This window comes from Yersinia thracica (assembly GCF_902170565.1).
In the GTDB taxonomy this organism is placed as follows: Bacteria; Pseudomonadota; Gammaproteobacteria; order Enterobacterales; family Enterobacteriaceae; genus Yersinia; species Yersinia thracica.
The window spans coordinates 22,463-39,738 of record NZ_CABHXX010000101.1; the positions used below are offsets into that span (position 1 = coordinate 22,463).

Consider the following 17,276-nt stretch of genomic DNA (forward strand, 5'->3'; position numbering starts at 1 on the left):
ACGCGGTACTCACGTGCGTTCATCGGGCGCGCTGGGCAAGGTTACTGTGCAGTCAATTTCGGAAAAGAAAGGTATTCTGTCGGTGAGTTATCGGATTGATTAATCGCTAACTATCAATGACAAAATCCATTTCTGTTATGACCAAAATGGCGCAGTATTTTAGCATTTAATGCTGTTGAGAATTATTAATTAACTTCATTGATAATCATTATCACTGAATGTAATAATGTCATCCATATGAGTCCCGCGGAGTATGGATTGTGTCGAATACAGCTGAGGTAATTTATCCTTCAACAACGGCGATTTCTGATGAAGTCGCCAGTTTGTTTGCCCGTACATTCGTGCACTTTTCCGAATCGTTTTATATCGATGCTGTTGAAACTTCTGAAGAAAGTGTATTACTGGAACAGTGGGCGGCAGAAGATAATTTAGCCATATTGATGCAAAACTATGAAAAGCATTACTACGACGGTACCGAGCTTAATCCGCATCATAAAGCGTTGCACTCATTATGGGGACAATGGTATTTCGGTATGGTGATCCCGCCGATGATCTTGATGTTACTGGCATTACCCAGAGTAATAGATACCCGCCCGGAAAGAGTTCGGGTGAAGTTTCATACCACAGGACGGCCCGAAATTATCTACTATCAGCATGGTTGGTTAGATAAACTTAGTTGGTTAGATAACCCTAGTAGGCTAGATAAATCACCGTCATCTTTATTGGAACGGCTCTATTTATTACTCGATCATCATATTATTCCTGTTATGGCGAGAATAGAGCGCCAGCCAAAAGCTAATATCCGGCTGATATGGAATAACCTAGGTTATTTGATGTTTTGGTATCTACGCGAATTTGCGAATAAGCTGGGCCATATTGAGGGTTATGACACTCTTATTGAAACCCTTTTTCTCACTTCAAGCTTGCCGGATGGACGAGACAATCCCCTCTATCGCACTGTTATTCCAAGAAATGGTGCTATGGAACGCCGCACTTGTTGCCAACGGAATAAACTGCCGGGTGTCGGCAGTTGTCATGATTGCCCGTTAGAGTCTCGCTCATAACCGGTATATGATTCAGCTTACAGATAAAGTAAGCCTTGAAGGATATTTCGGTGAATAAAGAAAAAATTGCCCATTTAGATGCGGTCAGTCGTAAAGCCCGTGTAGTCATGGAACGCGAAGGGCTTGACGCTCTGGTGGTCACCGTCTGCGATAACTTCTATTACCTGACCGGTTTCGCCAGTTTCTTTATGTATACCTTCCGGCACACTGGTGCGGCTGTCGCCATTATGTTTCGTGATGAAAGTATTCCGTCTCACATCATCATGAATGAGTTTGAAGCTGCCAGCACCCACTTTGATATGCCCAACATGGTGCTGAAAACCTTCCCGGTATGGGTTGATGTTGATGACCCGCGGAACCCACTTAATCATCAGAAAAAGCGCGAACGGCCTATTGGCCCGCCAGTGGAAGCTGTTTTTGGTTTAGTGAAAGACGCCCTTGCGAGTGCAGGTGTGTTGGATAAAACCATTGCAATTGAATTACAGGCTATGTCTAACGGCGGTAAAAGTGTGTTAGATAAAGTCGTTCCGGGGCTAAAGTGGGTTGATTCAACGCCGCTGTTCAATGAAGTCCGAATGGTCAAAAGCCCGTGGGAGATTAAACACCTGCGTAAAAGTGCTGAAATTACTGAGTTCGGTATCGCCAGTGCCGCTAAGCATATCCGTGTGGGTTGCACGGCAGCAGAATTGACCGCCGCATTTAAAGCCGCCGTCATGACTTTCCCTGAGACCCATTTCTCTCGCTTTAATCTTATTTCTGTCGGTGATAATTTCTCACCTAAAATGTTTGCTGATGAGACCCCGGCAAAGTTCGGAGATTTAATTAAGTTTGATTGCGGGGTAGATGTGGCGGGTTATGGTGCGGATCTTGCCAGAACATTTGTGCTGGGGGAGCCGGATGAACTTACGCAGCAGATATACAACACCATAAGAGCCGGGCACGAACATATGCTATCAATGGTGGCTCCGGGCGTTAAGTTAAAAGATGTATTTGACACCACCATGGCGGTTATTAAAACGTCCGGTTTGCCCCATTATAACCGCGGTCATCTTGGCCATGGAGATGGTGTATTTTTGGGGCTGGAAGAAGCGCCTTTTGTCAGCACGTTGGCAACGGAAACATTTCTCCCTGGAATGGTGTTAAGCCTAGAAACACCTTATTACGGCATCGGCATTGGCTCGATTATGCTGGAAGATATGATTCTCATTACCCATAATGGTTTTGAATTTTTAAGTAAATTGAATCGCGATTTGTGTCGTTATAATTAATTTGTGCGCAGTGTCTCATTTTATCTGAATTAAACTCACTTCTAAAACAGACCCTTTTATCTTTTAATTGGGTCTATTTTAATACGACCACAGCATGGTTGAAAATATATAAAACAAGAAAATTCTCATATAAAATATAGAGTTAAAGTTTATTTTTATTTAATCTCCCGGCATAGGGGCTATTAATATCATTAGGAAATGAAGCTATTATATTTATTATTATAACGTTAGTTATAATTTCGCTTGCTTATGACTTTGTCACTCTACGTGTATGAAACTATAAATAATATTCTGTTAAATTAATGTTATAGGTATAAATCTTCCCCATAAAGGGTCTGAAAATCACATCTTGTCATCTTTTTTTGCAGAACACTGTGTCGCAGGATTCACTTAGTAAAAATATTTAGTCTCTAAATTTTGTTTTTTGGTAGAACATTTATCTAAGAATAATCTTAAATCAATCCGAATTAACGCCTATACTACATTTTCGCCTCTATTAATGTCTGGAATAACAATATTCTATAATAATTAGACAATAGTATTTTCTTTCAACTATCCTATGTAACATGCTGTAATACATTCCAAGGGCTTCATTTCATCATAATTCCAGAATGAAAAATGGATGTTCGTGAAGTAGCTTTTCTTGAAAATCAAACAAGTTGCTGGCTTAAGGGTTATATAATGTATAACGCATTTACGACACTGCTGCGCCCGTTGCACCGGCACAGAATTACTTTATTAGCGCTATTAATTTCCGGCCTTTCAGTTAATCCCGTTTTGGCAGATACACAGTATGATTCATTAATCATCAAAGCCAGAGCTGGGGATACCGCACCGGTCCTTGATTATTTACAAAAAGAATCTAAAGCAGGGCCACTTAATAGCGGTCAAGTTGACGACTGGCTGCAAATTGCGGGGTGGGCTGGGCGTGATCAGGAAGTCATTGATGTTTACGAAAAGTATCACTCTTCAATAAATCTCTCCTCACGTGGCTTGGCTTCTGCGGCGCGTGCTTATCGTAATGAAAAACGTTGGGATCAAGCTCTGGCACTGTGGCAAAGCAGCTTAAAGAAAGACCCCACTAACCCCGATCTTATCACCGGCATGATCATGACACAGGCGGATTCTGGTCGTGGTGGCGAGGCTTTACAACAGGCAAAAGAGTTAGCTGATCGTAACCCTTCTGCACAAAACTATATGACCTTGTCTTATCTGAACCGGGCCACCAATCGCAATTATGATGCATTACAGGCCTCCAGTGAGGCGGTGCGACTGGCACCCGAGTCTGAAGAAGTATTAAAAAATCACCTCGAGATTTTGCAAAGAAACCGTATTGCCGACCCTGCATTACAGCTTGCCAAAGAAAATCCAAAATTAGTCACTGCGGAGCAATATCGGCAGCTTGAGAGAGATGCCGCTGCTGAGCAAGTTCGCATGGCGGTGTTGCCAACCCGTAGCGAGACTGAACGTTTTTATATCGCCGATCAGGCATTGGCGGATTATCAGGATTTATTAGCCCGTTGGAGCAAGGATCCACAAGCGCAAGACGATTATCAGCGAGCGCGAATTGATAGGCTCGGTGCATTATTGGTTCGCCGTCATACCGAAGAACTGATTAAAGAGTATGAAAGCATGGAAGCTGAGGGCTACAAAATGCCTGATTATGCCCGCCGTTGGGCCGCTTCTGCTTATATTGATCGCCGGATGCCGGAAAAAGCCGCGCCGATCCTCACCAGTTTGTATTACGCCGATGGTAAAACATTCCGCAACAGTGATGACCTGCTGGATGCTGATGATCTCTATTACGCTTTGAATGAAAGTGAGCAATTGGATAAGGCTCATCAATTTGCCAAGAACTATAGCGAACAAACGCCTTATCAGGTGGGGGTGTATGGTCTGCCGGGCAAAGAACCCAATGATGACTGGATGGAAGGTCAAACCTTGTTGGTTCAATCGCTGGTGGCCCTTAATGACCTGCCAGCAGCCCAGAAAAAACTGGAGACTCTCTCCAGCACGGCTCCTGCTAACCAAAATTTACGTATTGCCTTAGCCAGTGTTTATCTGGCCAGAGATTTGCCGCGTAAATCGGAACAAGAGTTAAAGGCCGTCGAGTCGCTGGCACCACGCAGCCTGATTTTGGAACGAGCGCAAGCTGAAGCGGCGATGGATCTGCAAGAGTGGCATCAGATGGAGTTATTGACTGACGATGTGATTGCGCGCTCTCCGGAAGATGTGCCGTCGCAGGAATTAGACCGGCAGCGCAAAATTCATAATATGTATGAATTGCGGGTGACCGGTAACCGCGTCATATCTTCTGGCAGCCCCATCACGGGTGACAAAGATTACGGCCTCGAGGCGATTTTATATAGCCCACCTATTGCCGAGAACTGGCGCGTATTTGGCGGCGGGAGCTTTGATAATGCCCAATTTGAAGAAGGGAAGGGTATCAATCGTGCGACCCGATTAGGGGGCGAGTGGACTTCCCGTGACCACTGGGCTGAAGCTGAAGTGAATAATCAGAATTATGGTTTTGGCAATAAAACCGGATTCCGTTTATCAACCTGGTATGACTTTAATGACCATTGGCGCGTGGGTGGTCAGCTCGAAAGATTGGCAAAAGACACCCCGCTGCGGGCGATGAAAAACAACATCACCGCCAACAGTGCCTCTGCATTTGTGCTGTGGAAAGCCGATGACCGCCGTGATGTTGAATTTAATGTCACCCCGTCTGATTTCTCTGACGGTAACAATCGGTGGGAATACGAATTGAATGGGCGTCAGCGTATCTGGACCGGTCCTTATCTGACGGCAGATTTCAATTTAGGGTTGGCAGCCAGCACCAATACCAAAGAAGACGTGATTTATTACAATCCAAAACGTGATTTCACTTATGTGCCCGCGGTGACCTTAAATCACATTATGTATCGCCATTATAAAACTATCTGGAGCCAGCAAGTGCAACTGGGTGTCGGTGGCTACTGGGAGAAAAACTACGGCAATGGCCTGGTGACCACGGCAAGTTATGGCCAGCGTGTGCAATGGAATGATGTTGTCGATACCGGATTGGCTCTAACCTACGACAAGCGCCCTTATGATGGGGTCCGTGAGCATGACCTCTCACTCGCTTTCGATTTGAATTACCGTTTCTAAGGGAAATCGCTATGGCGAAGATACAATTTTTTATTCGGATACTGGCTGTCGGATTGGTGACGCTGCTGGCGTCGGTCTGTTATGCAGAAAAACCCGTATTTGTCCCACCGGCCGAGCGCGCATTGCCGCTGAGTGAAAGACCGTGGCAGAAGAATACGTTTGTGGTCATTGCTTACCATGATGTTGAAGATGATTCGGCAGATCAGCGCTATTTATCGGTAAGAAGCAGTGCACTAAGTGAACAACTCGCCTGGCTAAAAGACAATCGCTATAACGTTGTCTCTGTTGACCAAATTCTGGCAGCGAGGAATGGGGGAACCCCGTTACCGAACAAAGCCGTATTACTGACTTTTGATGATGGCTATAGCAGTTTTTACAATCGGGTTTACCCGTTATTAGAGGCGAATAAATTGCCAGCGGTATTGGCTCCGGTGGGGACATGGATTGATACCCCGGCCAATAAAAAGGTAGATTTTGGTGGTTTAAGCACGGATAGGGATCGTTTCCTGACCTGGAAACAGATCAGTGAGATGGCCAAGTCCAATCTGATTGAAATCGGGGCGCATACTTATGCCTCGCATTATGGCGTGATAGCGAACCCGCAAGGGAATACCGAACCTGCTGCCGCTAACCTGATATATGACCCGAAGACGAAAAAGTATGAAACTGAAGCTGCATTCAAACAGCGGATGGAAAAAGACATTTCATTGATAACCGAGCGAATTATTAAAGCGACTGGCAAACAGCCACGGGTCTGGGTCTGGCCGTACGGCGCACCCAACGGCACTGTTTTGAATATCTTGCGCCAGCACGGTTACCAAATGGCGATGACTCTGGAACCGGGTATTGGCAACGTCAATGACTTGATGAATATCCCGCGTATTTTGATCAGTAATAATCCGTCATTGAAAGATTTTGCTCAGTTAGTCACCTCGGTTCAGGAAAAGGACATCATGCGGGTAGCGCATGTTGATTTGGATTATCTCTATGATCCTGACCCAGTACAGGAAAGAGAGAACCTTGATAAATTAGTCCAGAGAATCTCTGATTTACGTGTGACCACAGTATTTTTACAAGCCTTTTCCGACCCGAAAGGGGATGGCAACATTCGGCAGGTTTACTTCCCTAACCGCTGGATACCAATGCGTCAGGACTTGTTTAACCGCGTGGCATGGCAGTTAGCTTCACGTCCGGATGTGGATGTCTATGCCTGGATGCCGGTACTGGCATTTGAGATGGACCCATCTTTACCGCGGATTAAACGTATTGATCCGAAAACCGGTAAAACCAGCATCGATCCTGACCAATATCGCCGCTTATCGCCGTTCAATCCAGAAGTCCGGCAACGCATTATCGATATTTATCGCGATTTGGCCTATAGCGCCCCCATCGACGGCATTCTCTATCACGACGATGCGGTAATGTCTGATTTTGAAGATGCTTCACCGGACGCGATTCGGGCTTATGAAAAAGCGGGCTTCCCTGGATCTATTGCCACTATCCGGCAGGATCCCGAGACGATGCAGCGCTGGACCCGCTATAAAAGTCGATATCTGATTGATTTCACCAATGAGCTGACGCGGCAGGTGCGCGATGTCCGTGGCCCGCAAGTCAAATCAGCCCGTAATATGTTCGCGATGCCGATTTTGGAACCGGAAAGCGAAGCATGGTTTGCGCAGAATCTTGATGATTTCCTGGCGAACTATGATTGGGTTGCCCCGATGGCCATGCCGTTAATGGAGAAAGTGCCATTATCAGAATCTAATGAGTGGTTATCTCAGTTGGTCAATAAAGTTGCTCAGCGACCGGGGGCACTCAATAAAACCGTATTTGAACTGCAATCAAAGGACTGGACCAAACCTGAGGGCAACAATGCCATCAGCGGCCCGATACTGGCGGGATGGATGCGCCAATTGCAGTTAAATGGCGCGCAAAATTTTGGTTACTACCCGGATAACTTTATCACTGGCGAACCACCGCTAAAAGATGTCCGCCCTGTGCTATCTTCTGCCTGGTACCCTTTATATGATCGATAGAATTATTGCATTACTCATCCTATGCCTGGTGCTGAGTATCCCTGCGGGTATGATCTTGCTCTTTACCGGCGACGTGCTGTTGAATTTTGTCTTCTTCTATCCGCTCTTTATGTCCGGTATCTGGATAGCTGGCGGGGTCTATTTCTGGTTTCGTCGGGAAAGACATTGGGCGTGGGGCGATGATGTTCCCCCGCCAGAGCTGAAAGGCAACCCGTTGGTTTCTATCCTCATTCCTTGCTTTAACGAGGGTCTGAATGCGCGGGAAACCATCCACGCGGCATTGGCACAGAGTTATACCAACATTGAAGTTATTGCTATCAATGATGGTTCCAGCGATGACACGGCACAAGTGCTGGATGCCATGTTGACTGAAGATCCTCGTCTGCGTGTTATTCACCTGGCTCATAATCAGGGCAAAGCTATTGCCCTGCGGATGGGAACAGCCGCCGCGCGCAGTGAGTATCTGGTGTGTATTGATGGCGACGCCTTGCTGGATAAGCATGCGGTGCCTTATCTGGTTGCACCGATGATTGCCAACCCACGGACGGGGGCAGTGACGGGGAACCCGCGCATCCGCACGCGCTCAACCTTGATTGGCCGTGTTCAGGTCGGGGAATTCTCTTCTATCATTGGGCTGATTAAGCGGACTCAACGGGTTTATGGACAAGTTTTCACTGTTTCCGGTGTGGTAGCCGCTTTTCGTCGTAGAGCATTGGCGGATGTGGGCTACTGGAGCCCGGATATGATAACCGAAGACATTGATATCAGCTGGAAACTCCAGATAAAGCATTGGTCAGTGTTCTTTGAACCCCGGGGTTTGTGCTGGATTTTAATGCCAGAAACCTTAGGTGGCTTGTGGAAACAACGGCTGCGCTGGGCACAGGGTGGGGCGGAGGTCTTCCTGAAGAATATGTTCAAGTTGTGGCGCTGGCGTAATCGCCGGATGTGGATCTTGTTCCTGGAATATTCACTGTCAATCACTTGGGCCTTTACTTACCTGTTCAGTATCATCCTGTTCCTGCTGGGGATGGTGATAACATTGCCGCCAGGAATTCATGTGCAAACGATCTTCCCGCCCGCGTTTACCGGGATGGTATTGGCGCTGACCTGTCTGTTGCAGTTCGCTATCAGTTTGGTGATTGAACGGCGCTATGAACCTAAATTGGGCAGTTCACTGTTTTGGATCATCTGGTATCCGATGGTTTACTGGATGCTGAGCTTGTTCACCACCGTGGTTTCGTTCCCAAAAGTCATGCTGAATACCAGACGTAAACGTGCGCGCTGGATAAGCCCAGACCGCGGCATCGGGAGGGTTAAACCATGAGTACAATTCTGATTCATACCGAGCAGCGGCTCATCCCGCGTTTGATTGACATTATTATTACAGCATTAGCTTGGTTTGGTTTTATCTTCCTGTTTGTGAAGGGTTTTCTGGATATGATCCACCGAGCCCCGAATATGGGGCCGGTTCCGTTTAGAATGTATATTCTGGCCGGTCTGACGACGTTAGTTTTATATGCAGCCATTGCAGCATTTAATGCCATGGTGCTAATTGTCTGGGCCAAATATAACCAAGTGCGTTTTCAAGTTGAGCGCCGTGGGCATCGGCCTCATTTGGATGATGAAGAACTGGCGAATAGCATGGAAATGTCGAGTGAGATTATTGCGCAATTAAAAGCTGGCTCTTGTCTCACCTTGTATAACGATGAACACGGGCAACTATTGGAAGTCAAAGAAGGGTTACAACTTCCTGAGGTTGCACCGGTAATTAATTTACGCCGAGGTTAAGAGCTATTTTTCTCTGAATACCTGATTGCTAACTTATATCGGGTATTCAGAATTTACTTTATGTCATGCCCCCAAATTAACTCGATAAAACTCCGCTTTCATTTACCCCTTTGGCTTATATATTGCTATGATTTACCAGACATTATGGCGATGATAACCCTTTGATATTCTTCTGACAGTGACGTGACAACCGGAGCACACAGTGAATCAAAATCATTTCGGACAAATTATTGGAGCAGAGTTGCCGCACTGGCAATCTGCACTGCGACCTCAACCAGACGATTTACCGGGGAATTTTTGCCATCTGGTTCCCGTTGACTCAGATAAACATGAAATATCTTTGTATCAGGCTTATCACATGGCCGCCGATACCAGTGATTGGACCTATTTTTATTGTGAGCGGCCAGAAAGTGAAGCGGAATTTCAGCAATATCTGCAAACATTAATTAATGCTCAAGATGCTTTCCACTATACGGTAGTAGAGGCGCAATCTGGCGTGGCTTTAGGGACGGTTGGCCTACAGCGAATTGATGAAAAAAATGGTGTGATTGAGATTGGTTCAGTGAATTGGTCACCGCGCTTAAAACGTCATTCAGCCGGTACCGAAGCTATCTATTTACTATTACATTATGTCTTCGACAAATTAGGTTATCGCCGTTGTGAGTGGAAATGTGATTCATTGAATGGGCCGTCAAATGCTGCCGCAATACGATTTGGTTTTCAGTATGAGGGGCAATTTCGGCAGGCAATTGTGACCAAAGGGCGCAATAGAGATACCAATTGGTACGCCATCACTGACCGCGAATGGCCGCTCATTAAACAGGCATTTAATGATTGGCTGGCAAGAGATAACTTTGATAATGAAGGCAAGCAAAAGACACGTTTGCAGGATTTACGCATCAGCCGCTAATGGTCACCAAATTAATTAAGATTAATGCTATCTTATTGTCTATTTAGGTTATTTTTAATTACCGCCTGTGCTTAAAAAACAAACAAAAAAAGCAGGGGCGAAATAACCAAGCCGGTTAATGGCGGGAGCTAAGAGAGAGTTAATAGTATCGCGGGATATTAAAAGTAATTAGAGTAAAAAAACGAGCAGGCGGAAATGTTATATTTTTTTACATTTTGCTATCGCGAATTTTACGAATGTCATTATACTGTAATTATCTGGCGGTATTTTTCACTCGGTGCATTGTTTAAGCTGATTATAGTTTAGGCTATTGTTTATCACTGCGGGGATCGCTAATGGTAGAGTCCATGATTGGGCTGTTAAGACAAAACCAAAGTTTCAATCAAGCGACTCGTTGTTACGAGGGCTTTCCCTCCGACTCTAAAATTCCAGCATGTTCGTCATCCTTGTTTCCAGTATCAACATCACGTCATCACTCCCTTGCGATATTGTTTTCATCCGGCTTATTGGGCTGGGGTGCTAACTTTATTCGCATTTTCATTGGCTATTATTGGCTGCAAAGGAAGCCAAAAACCTCATCTGAATGTGAAACATCATCGTGCGGGCAATGTTTGTTCGGCGGTAGTTGAATCAAACTGAAAGGTGCCACTATGGGAAGACAGAAAGCAGTGATCAAAGCTCGTCGTGAAGCGAAACGCGTTATTAGACGTGATTCACGTAGCCATCGCCAGCGTGAGGAAGAAAACGTGACATCGTTAGTGCAAATGGGCGGTGTTGAATCAATAGGTATGGCGCGGGATAGCCGTGATACCTCCGTTATTCAGGCGCGTACGGAAGCTCAAGGTCATTACTTATCAGCCATAGATAGTAAACTACTCATCTTCGCCACCGGTGAAGCAGGGTGTGGTAAAACCTTTATCAGCGCAGCCAAGGCCGCTGAAGCATTAATTCATAAAGAAGTTGATCGGATAATTGTGACGCGACCGGTGTTACAGGCAGATGAGGATTTGGGTTTCCTGCCCGGTGATATCTCTGAAAAATTCGCGCCTTACTTCCGCCCGGTGTATGACATTCTGCTGCGCCGCCTCGGATCTTCTTTCATGCAATATTGTCTACGGCCGGAAATCGGTAAAGTTGAAATTGCGCCTTTCGCGTATATGCGCGGGCGTACCTTTGAGAATGCGGTGGTGATCCTCGATGAGGCACAAAACGTGACCGCCAGCCAAATGAAGATGTTTCTGACCCGTCTCGGTGAAAATGTTACGGTCATCGTTAATGGTGATATCACCCAATGCGACCTGCCGCGTGGCGTGAAATCAGGTCTCAGCGACGCATTGGAGCGCTTTGCTGATGATGAAATGATTGGCATAATCCGCTTTGATAAGCAGGACTGTGTCCGATCTGCGCTCTGTCAGCACACTTTGAATGCCTATTCATAATTCAAGTTTATGAATGGATGACCCAATAAAAAGGGCAGGCGCCATAAACGCTTGCCCTTTGCTTATCCCCTTTGGGGTATATTTATGAAGAGGTCAGTCTTATTAATAACCGCTACAGCATAATAGTCATCATATAAGCGGCAAACAGCGCCAAATGCGCGGTGCCGTTGAGCACGTTAGTTCTGCCGGTAGAGAATGAGATTTGTGACAGAATCAAGACACTGACCATCACCACGATATGCGGTGCTTCCAGACCAAAGTTCAACTCTTGCCCAGTCAGTACGGCAATTAAGGTTACCGCTGGCACGGTCAGTGAAATGGTGGCCAGCACTGAACCGAAGAACAGGTTCATTGCCCGCTGAACCTGATTCGCCAACACCGCTTTTAATGCTCCCAACCCTTCCGGTGATAGGATAAGTAAGGCAATCAGGAAACCGGTAAATTTCGCCGGTGCGTTTAACTCGGTCAGCAGTGCTTCCAATGGGTTAGCATCAAATTTGGTGACCGCGATAACCGCAACTAAATGAACTAACAGCCAAACTGTGTGCCACAGGCTACTGTGAGAAGAGGGTTTACCGTGGTGAGGGTCATCACCATCATCTTCATGTTCGTAGACAAACAAACTTTGGTGGGTTTTGGTTTGAATCAGCAGGAAAACACCATACATCGCCGCTGAAATTGCCGCGACGACCAGTGATTGCGCCACACTAAAACTGCCATCTGGCAACGTGCTGGGTAATACCAACACAATGATAGCTAACGGGAAGATAGCCATCAGATATTGTTTAATGCCGACTAAATTGACGTGCTGAGTAGCAAATTTACGCCCACCGAGCAGCAAGGACACCCCGACCAATCCCCCGATAACAATCATGATGATGGAATAGAGTGTGTCGCGCATCAATGCAGGGGCCGCATCGCCTGTCGCCATCATCGCCGAGATCAAACTGACTTCCAGCACCACCACGGACAGGCTGAGGATCAATGAACCATAAGGTTCGCCCAAACGGTGTGCCAGAACGTCAGCATGACGAACGACACTGAAAGCACTGCTCAGGATACCGACCAGTGCAATCAGGTTGATAGTGATAATGGCAGCAAAATTGCTGGTATCTCCCCAAATATTAAGGATAACCAGCGCAAAAATAGGCAGGAGAAGGGAATATTCCTGATGGCGAGATTTAGATCGGCCAGGATCATTTTGCGACTTCATTTCGAGCACGCTCCTAATAACTTTACTGCGCTAAATGGGCATTAGAGCCATTTAACGATAATTAAGTGCCGTATTGCAGGCTAAGTAGCTTTAAGACTAACAAATAACAGGGAATTGTCGCAGGAAATTTACAAGGTTTTAACGGGGAAAGGCAAAAAAAGAGTCAGTAAAATGGACACGACAAAGTTATGTCCATTGATTTTACAGATATTAATGAGATCTAGTCGTCAATATTGTCCATCACTTCATGGCGTTTGTGATGATAATCCTCTTCATTCAGACCCTCACGCCAATAAGGGACGGCATAGAGTTGCTGGCGATCACAGCTTTTTTCACGGCGCAGGTAACGGCGTAACTGCACCACCATCCGGTCTTCACCCGCCAGCCAAAATGTCGCTTCTTCCATCGGCAAATCCAGTGTGCAGAACTGGGTGACAACCTCATCGGTTTTCTCGGTACCGCCAATGACCCAGCTAAGTTCCACACCCGCCGGCTTCACCAGGTTTAGTACATCTTGCGGAGTATCGACACGAATAATGGCATGCCCTTGCGCACTGGCAGGTAGCGTTTCCAACAATGCGGCGATGGCGGGCAGTGAAGAAGGGTCTCCAACCAGATAACTGTATGTTGCCGCAGGTAGCATGGTTTCAGGCCCGCCAGGATTGGTTATCCCTATCCAATCATCCACTTTGGCATGACGAGCAAAATTGACCGCCGGGCCGCTATGGTCATGCAGGGCAAATTCAATGTCTATTTCACCAAGTTCAGGACGGACGGCGCGAACAGAATAAGTTCGAACAATGGGGCGCACATCTGCTGCGGGCCATTGTGGGCCTTTTTCGCCAAGAACCGGTAATTCCGGCTGTGTTTGATGGGCTAATGGCAGGAAAACTTTCAGATGCGCGCCAGCACAATCTACTGGGTAGTTATGCAATGTTGGGCTGTGGAAAGTGATTCGACGTAAATGTGGGGAAGTGTCTGTTACCTTTTTTACCTGCACCAGACGCGGAGGGGTTGGACGATATTTGGGGGTTGCTGTGGTTGATTTTGTGGTCACAGTCTTTCCTTCTGATCTTATAGTGTCTTATAAGGAATGAACTATACCATCAACCAATGTTAATGATAATTATTTGCATAAAAGTAATTTTCATAAAAACAGATGACACAGAACAAGTTGCATAAGAACACTATAAGAAACACCCAAGCGGCATTGATCGTGGTGGGAGCAGGGCAAGGTGCTATATTAAAAAGTTATTTATTATAGCCGATTTTGTTTTTGAGCATTTAGCTGAGTCAAATTTACCATTTTCTATAAATCTTTATTTTTTTGAAAAATAAGGCTATTTCTCAATTTTACGTCTAAATACACCTTTTTATGGTTACCATTCACTTTGCTTAGTATAAAAAAACATAAGCAACGGTTTTTTTGTATTTGTTTGTCATCCATATCCCCCGTAAATCTATTGCTAGCCCTCGGACTTGAAGCCGCCGCAGCATTATTGGTGACGTTCACTCACCGCCTATCTGTAACGCCAGATTCTTTGGGTATATCAATCAGAATGAAATGAAAGGGGCCTGGTATGAATTTCCAACAGCTTAAAATTATTCGGGAATCAGCCCGTTGCAATTACAATCTGACAGAAGTGGCAAACACACTATTTACTTCGCAGTCCGGTGTCAGTCGGCATATCCGCGAGCTAGAAGAAGAATTGGGCATTGAGATATTCATCCGGCGAGGAAAGCGGCTGTTGGGGATGACTGAACCGGGCAAAGAGTTACTGACCGTCGCGGAGCGTATGTTAAATGATGCCAATCAAATCCGCCGCCTGGCAGATGTATTTAGCAATAATGATAGCGGGCAGCTACATATAGCGACCACACATACTCAAGCGCGTTATAGCTTACCGCGGGTGATTAAAGAGTTTCGCTTGTTGTATCCGCAGGTCAAGTTGGTGATTAGCCAGGGAAATCCGCAAGAAATTGCCGCGATGTTGCAATCCGGCGAGGCCGATATTGGCATTGCCACTGAATTATTGATGAGTGATGAATCTGTCGCGGCATTTCCTTATTATCGCTGGCACCATGCGATTGTGGTGCCAGAAAATCACCCATTAACACAAGAATTGAACATTACTCTGGAAACCTTAAGTACCTTGCCATTAATTACTTACCGGCAAGGGATAACGGGCCGTTCACGTCTGGATAATGCTTTTAAAAATGCAGGATTAACACCCGATATTGCTCTCAGCGCACAGGATTCTGATGTTATTAAAACCTATGTTGAGCTGGGTATGGGCGTAGGTATTTTGGCGGATATGTCTTATGAATCACACCGCGACAAAGGTCTGGTGCGGCTCAATGCTGAGCATCTGTTCGATGCCAACACGGTATGGTTGGGATTAAAACGGGGTCAGTTACAACGTAACTTTATCTGGTTCTTTATCCAGCTCTGTAATCCAACACTTTCCCTGCATGATATTAAAGAAAAAGTGTTGGCAGAAGCGGTAGATGAAGTGGTGCTTGATTACGAAATTTAGCCCATTGGTAAAATGGCCTGACGATTCTGACAAAATCGTCAGTCAAGGTCATCATTGTCCGGGGTAAATCGTACTCGTATTTCTGTCCCGCCTGATTCCCGTTGGCGAATATCACAATGCCCATTCAGACTGGAGGCTCTATCCTGCATAATCATCAGGCCGTAATGATTTGACCGCTGACTGGCTTGGCCAATCCCACAGCCATTGTCGATGATTGACATGACGATATCACCTTGCTCGACTATGACGTTGACGGCGGCCTCACTGGCACGGGCATGCTTATAAATATTATTCAGTGCTTCCCGCGCGATATTGACCATATGAATGGCTTGATGGTTAGGAACCGCATCTGGCGGTAAGTTGAAATCGAGTGTAATAGGCAAATTGGCGCGCTCGCTGAATTCATTGACCAATGTTTGAAGTGCGGCCTGTAATGTCGCGGCATTGAGTTTCAAGCGGAAGGTGGTCAGCAACTCACGCAGTTGGCGGTAAGCGGTATTAAGTTCATCGCGCATTTGCTTAATCAATAACTTACTGGGTTCTGGCAAGTCCGGAACCTGAATTTGCAAACAGCTAATTTGTATTTTTAGACAGGAAAGTGACTGAGCGATGGAGTCATGCAGTTCGCGAGCAATGGCGGAACGCTCCTCCATAAGCAGTAATTGCTGCTGGTGTCTGGCCTGACTTTCCAGTGCCAATGTGCTGGTCAATTGCTCGACTAACATATTCACTAATTGTTGCTGATCTGAGTTGAGCGGGTTCTCTGAAGGAAGCTTTGCCAGTAATAAGCCATATTGACCCAACTTATCGGACAAACTCCAACTAACAGATTCCCGTGATGCCGCACGATCCGCAACAATAGATGAACCGCTAATGGTTAATTGAGTCGGGCGATTTTGCGGCGGCAAATATTCACCATCCAAAGCATCAGTCAGTTGTGAGCGGTAAAGGTGATTTTCATATAGACAAATTTGTACATTTTCCAGTGGTGTCAGGGTTTGTAATTGCTCAATCACTGGCACCAAACGTTCACTGAGTGGCTGACGGGTATGCAACTGGCGGCTGCTATGATAAAGGAAAGCCAAAACTTGGTTTTTTTGTTGTAAATCAGCCGTTTTTTGGGCGACACGCTGCTCCAGATCACTATAAATTAATGAAAGTTCCTGTGACATGCGGTTTAATGCGGCCCCCAGCATCCCCATTTCGTCTCGCTGATAGGGCTGAGTGAAGCGCTTGCTGAAATCACCACGTCCAATTGCGTTCGCCATCGAGATCAATTGCAGCCATGGGCGCAATAAACGGCGGCGGAGATAATAGATAGTTGCGATCATCAGCCCCAGAGTCAGCACAATGAAAACCAACTGAATCATAGTCACCAGCAATAGGCGCTGCTCGGTTTTATGGTCAATAGCGAGTACCAATGCATCCAGTTGGTGGACAAAATCGGCCACACTGGTCGCGACATCATCGGGCTGCTTAGCTCGTAGCAGTTGTGGTTTTAAGGTGGTTTGCCAGTAACGTTCAATTTGCTGGTATTGGCTAGTTAAGCCCTCCCGTTGGAGTGCAAGCTGTAAATCACCGCTGGTTTTATCTTGCTCCAGCGCCGCCAGATAGGGCAAATCCCCCTTATCTAGCGGCACCATGGAAAGCAGCCGGTAACTTTGCATGCGCAGGGAACCTGCTTTATTGATTGCATGCGCATTACCTTGAATGCTTTGAGCCATCCATGACGAAATTGTCATACCCGCCAACCCCAACATGCCCAGCAGTATCATCAGTAAAGCAATCTGATTAACTAATGGAATTAGGTAACGTTTCATAAAGTGGCATTCCTTTAACCTATAAGCGTGGCAACCTTGCCGTGTTTGATC

At 46.1% G+C, this 17,276-nt stretch carries 12 protein-coding genes and 2 pseudogenes; 11 read left to right on the forward strand and 3 right to left on the reverse strand.

The features are described from left to right. Window positions 1–4: 4 nt before the first annotated feature. The 10 genes and pseudogenes from FTA91_RS20495 to phoH form a co-directional block, all read left to right on the forward strand. Window positions 5–103 (forward strand): annotated as a pseudogene (locus FTA91_RS20495) (alanyl-tRNA editing protein); the annotation flags it as partial. A gap of 157 nt (window positions 104–260) precedes the next feature. After that, window positions 261–1,064, forward strand: a complete 804-nt coding sequence (fhuF, locus tag FTA91_RS15225) for a siderophore-iron reductase FhuF (protein ID WP_145583564.1) — start codon at window positions 261–263, stop codon at window positions 1,062–1,064. Between the two features lie 50 nt (window positions 1,065–1,114). Then, window positions 1,115–2,332 (forward strand): M24 family metallopeptidase, encoded by a 1,218-nt coding sequence (locus tag FTA91_RS15230; RefSeq protein WP_050113440.1) that lies wholly within the window; start codon window positions 1,115–1,117, stop codon window positions 2,330–2,332. A gap of 681 nt (window positions 2,333–3,013) precedes the next feature. Then, complete coding sequence (gene pgaA / locus FTA91_RS15235; RefSeq protein WP_145535624.1) at window positions 3,014–5,482, forward strand: poly-beta-1,6 N-acetyl-D-glucosamine export porin PgaA; 2,469 nt, start codon at window positions 3,014–3,016, stop codon at window positions 5,480–5,482. 11 nt (window positions 5,483–5,493) lie between these two features. Next, window positions 5,494–7,518 (forward strand): poly-beta-1,6-N-acetyl-D-glucosamine N-deacetylase PgaB, encoded by a 2,025-nt coding sequence (pgaB, locus tag FTA91_RS15240; protein ID WP_050113442.1) that lies wholly within the window; start codon window positions 5,494–5,496, stop codon window positions 7,516–7,518. Then, the gene (pgaC, locus tag FTA91_RS15245; RefSeq protein WP_050113443.1) at window positions 7,508–8,842 is read left to right on the forward strand and encodes a poly-beta-1,6-N-acetyl-D-glucosamine synthase; all 1,335 of its coding nucleotides are present in this window, start codon (window positions 7,508–7,510) and stop codon (window positions 8,840–8,842) included. Before pgaB ends, pgaC begins: the two co-directional genes overlap by 11 nt. Next, complete coding sequence (gene pgaD / locus FTA91_RS15250; RefSeq protein WP_050113444.1) at window positions 8,839–9,306, forward strand: poly-beta-1,6-N-acetyl-D-glucosamine biosynthesis protein PgaD; 468 nt, start codon at window positions 8,839–8,841, stop codon at window positions 9,304–9,306. The genes pgaC and pgaD overlap by 4 nt, the downstream gene beginning before the upstream one ends. 202 nt (window positions 9,307–9,508) lie before the next feature. Beyond that, window positions 9,509–10,216: a GNAT family N-acetyltransferase gene (locus tag FTA91_RS15255; protein WP_050113445.1), complete on the forward strand. Its 708-nt coding sequence runs from the start codon at window positions 9,509–9,511 to the stop codon at window positions 10,214–10,216. A gap of 335 nt (window positions 10,217–10,551) precedes the next feature. Continuing rightward, a pseudogene (locus FTA91_RS20585) lies at window positions 10,552–10,855 on the forward strand (hypothetical protein). An 11-nt stretch (window positions 10,856–10,866) separates the two neighbouring features. Beyond that, on the forward strand, window positions 10,867–11,655 hold the full coding sequence (gene phoH / locus FTA91_RS15260) for a phosphate starvation-inducible protein PhoH (RefSeq protein WP_050113446.1): 789 nt from the start codon (window positions 10,867–10,869) through the stop codon (window positions 11,653–11,655). 112 nt (window positions 11,656–11,767) lie between these two features. Here phoH and chaA read toward each other — a convergent pair whose 3' ends face one another. Continuing rightward, on the reverse strand, window positions 11,768–12,868 hold the full coding sequence (chaA, locus tag FTA91_RS15265) for a sodium-potassium/proton antiporter ChaA (protein WP_050113447.1): 1,101 nt from the start codon (window positions 12,866–12,868) through the stop codon (window positions 11,768–11,770). Window positions 12,869–13,088: 220 nt separating this feature from the next. Then, complete coding sequence (locus FTA91_RS15270; protein ID WP_050113448.1) at window positions 13,089–13,925, reverse strand: siderophore-interacting protein; 837 nt, start codon at window positions 13,923–13,925, stop codon at window positions 13,089–13,091. 523 nt (window positions 13,926–14,448) lie between these two features. Between FTA91_RS15270 and cbl the strand changes: the two genes are divergently transcribed. Then, window positions 14,449–15,405 carry an HTH-type transcriptional regulator Cbl gene (cbl, locus tag FTA91_RS15275; protein ID WP_145535626.1) on the forward strand — a complete coding sequence of 319 codons (957 nt, stop codon included), beginning with the start codon at window positions 14,449–14,451 and terminating at the stop codon, window positions 15,403–15,405. 38 nt (window positions 15,406–15,443) lie between these two features. Here the strand turns inward: cbl and narX are convergent, their stop codons facing one another. Next, entirely contained in the window at window positions 15,444–17,225 is a 1,782-nt protein-coding gene (gene narX / locus FTA91_RS15280) for a nitrate/nitrite two-component system sensor histidine kinase NarX (protein WP_050113450.1), read from the reverse strand. Window positions 17,226–17,276 lie beyond the last annotated feature (51 nt).

Excerpts from the sequence above, each read along its gene's own strand:
- pgaA (WP_145535624.1), top strand. The coding sequence starts at position 3,014 with ATGTATAACGCATTTACGACACTGCTGCGCCCGTTGCACCGGCACAGA.
- pgaB (WP_050113442.1), top strand. The coding sequence starts at position 5,494 with ATGGCGAAGATACAATTTTTTATTCGGATACTGGCTGTCGGATTGGTG.
- pgaC (WP_050113443.1), top strand. The coding sequence starts at position 7,508 with ATGATCGATAGAATTATTGCATTACTCATCCTATGCCTGGTGCTGAGT.
- pgaD (WP_050113444.1), top strand. The coding sequence starts at position 8,839 with ATGAGTACAATTCTGATTCATACCGAGCAGCGGCTCATCCCGCGTTTG.
- phoH (WP_050113446.1), top strand. The coding sequence starts at position 10,867 with ATGGGAAGACAGAAAGCAGTGATCAAAGCTCGTCGTGAAGCGAAACGC.
- chaA (WP_050113447.1), bottom strand. The coding sequence starts at position 12,868 with ATGAAGTCGCAAAATGATCCTGGCCGATCTAAATCTCGCCATCAGGAA.
- cbl (WP_145535626.1), top strand. The coding sequence starts at position 14,449 with ATGAATTTCCAACAGCTTAAAATTATTCGGGAATCAGCCCGTTGCAAT.
- narX (WP_050113450.1), bottom strand. The coding sequence starts at position 17,225 with ATGAAACGTTACCTAATTCCATTAGTTAATCAGATTGCTTTACTGATG.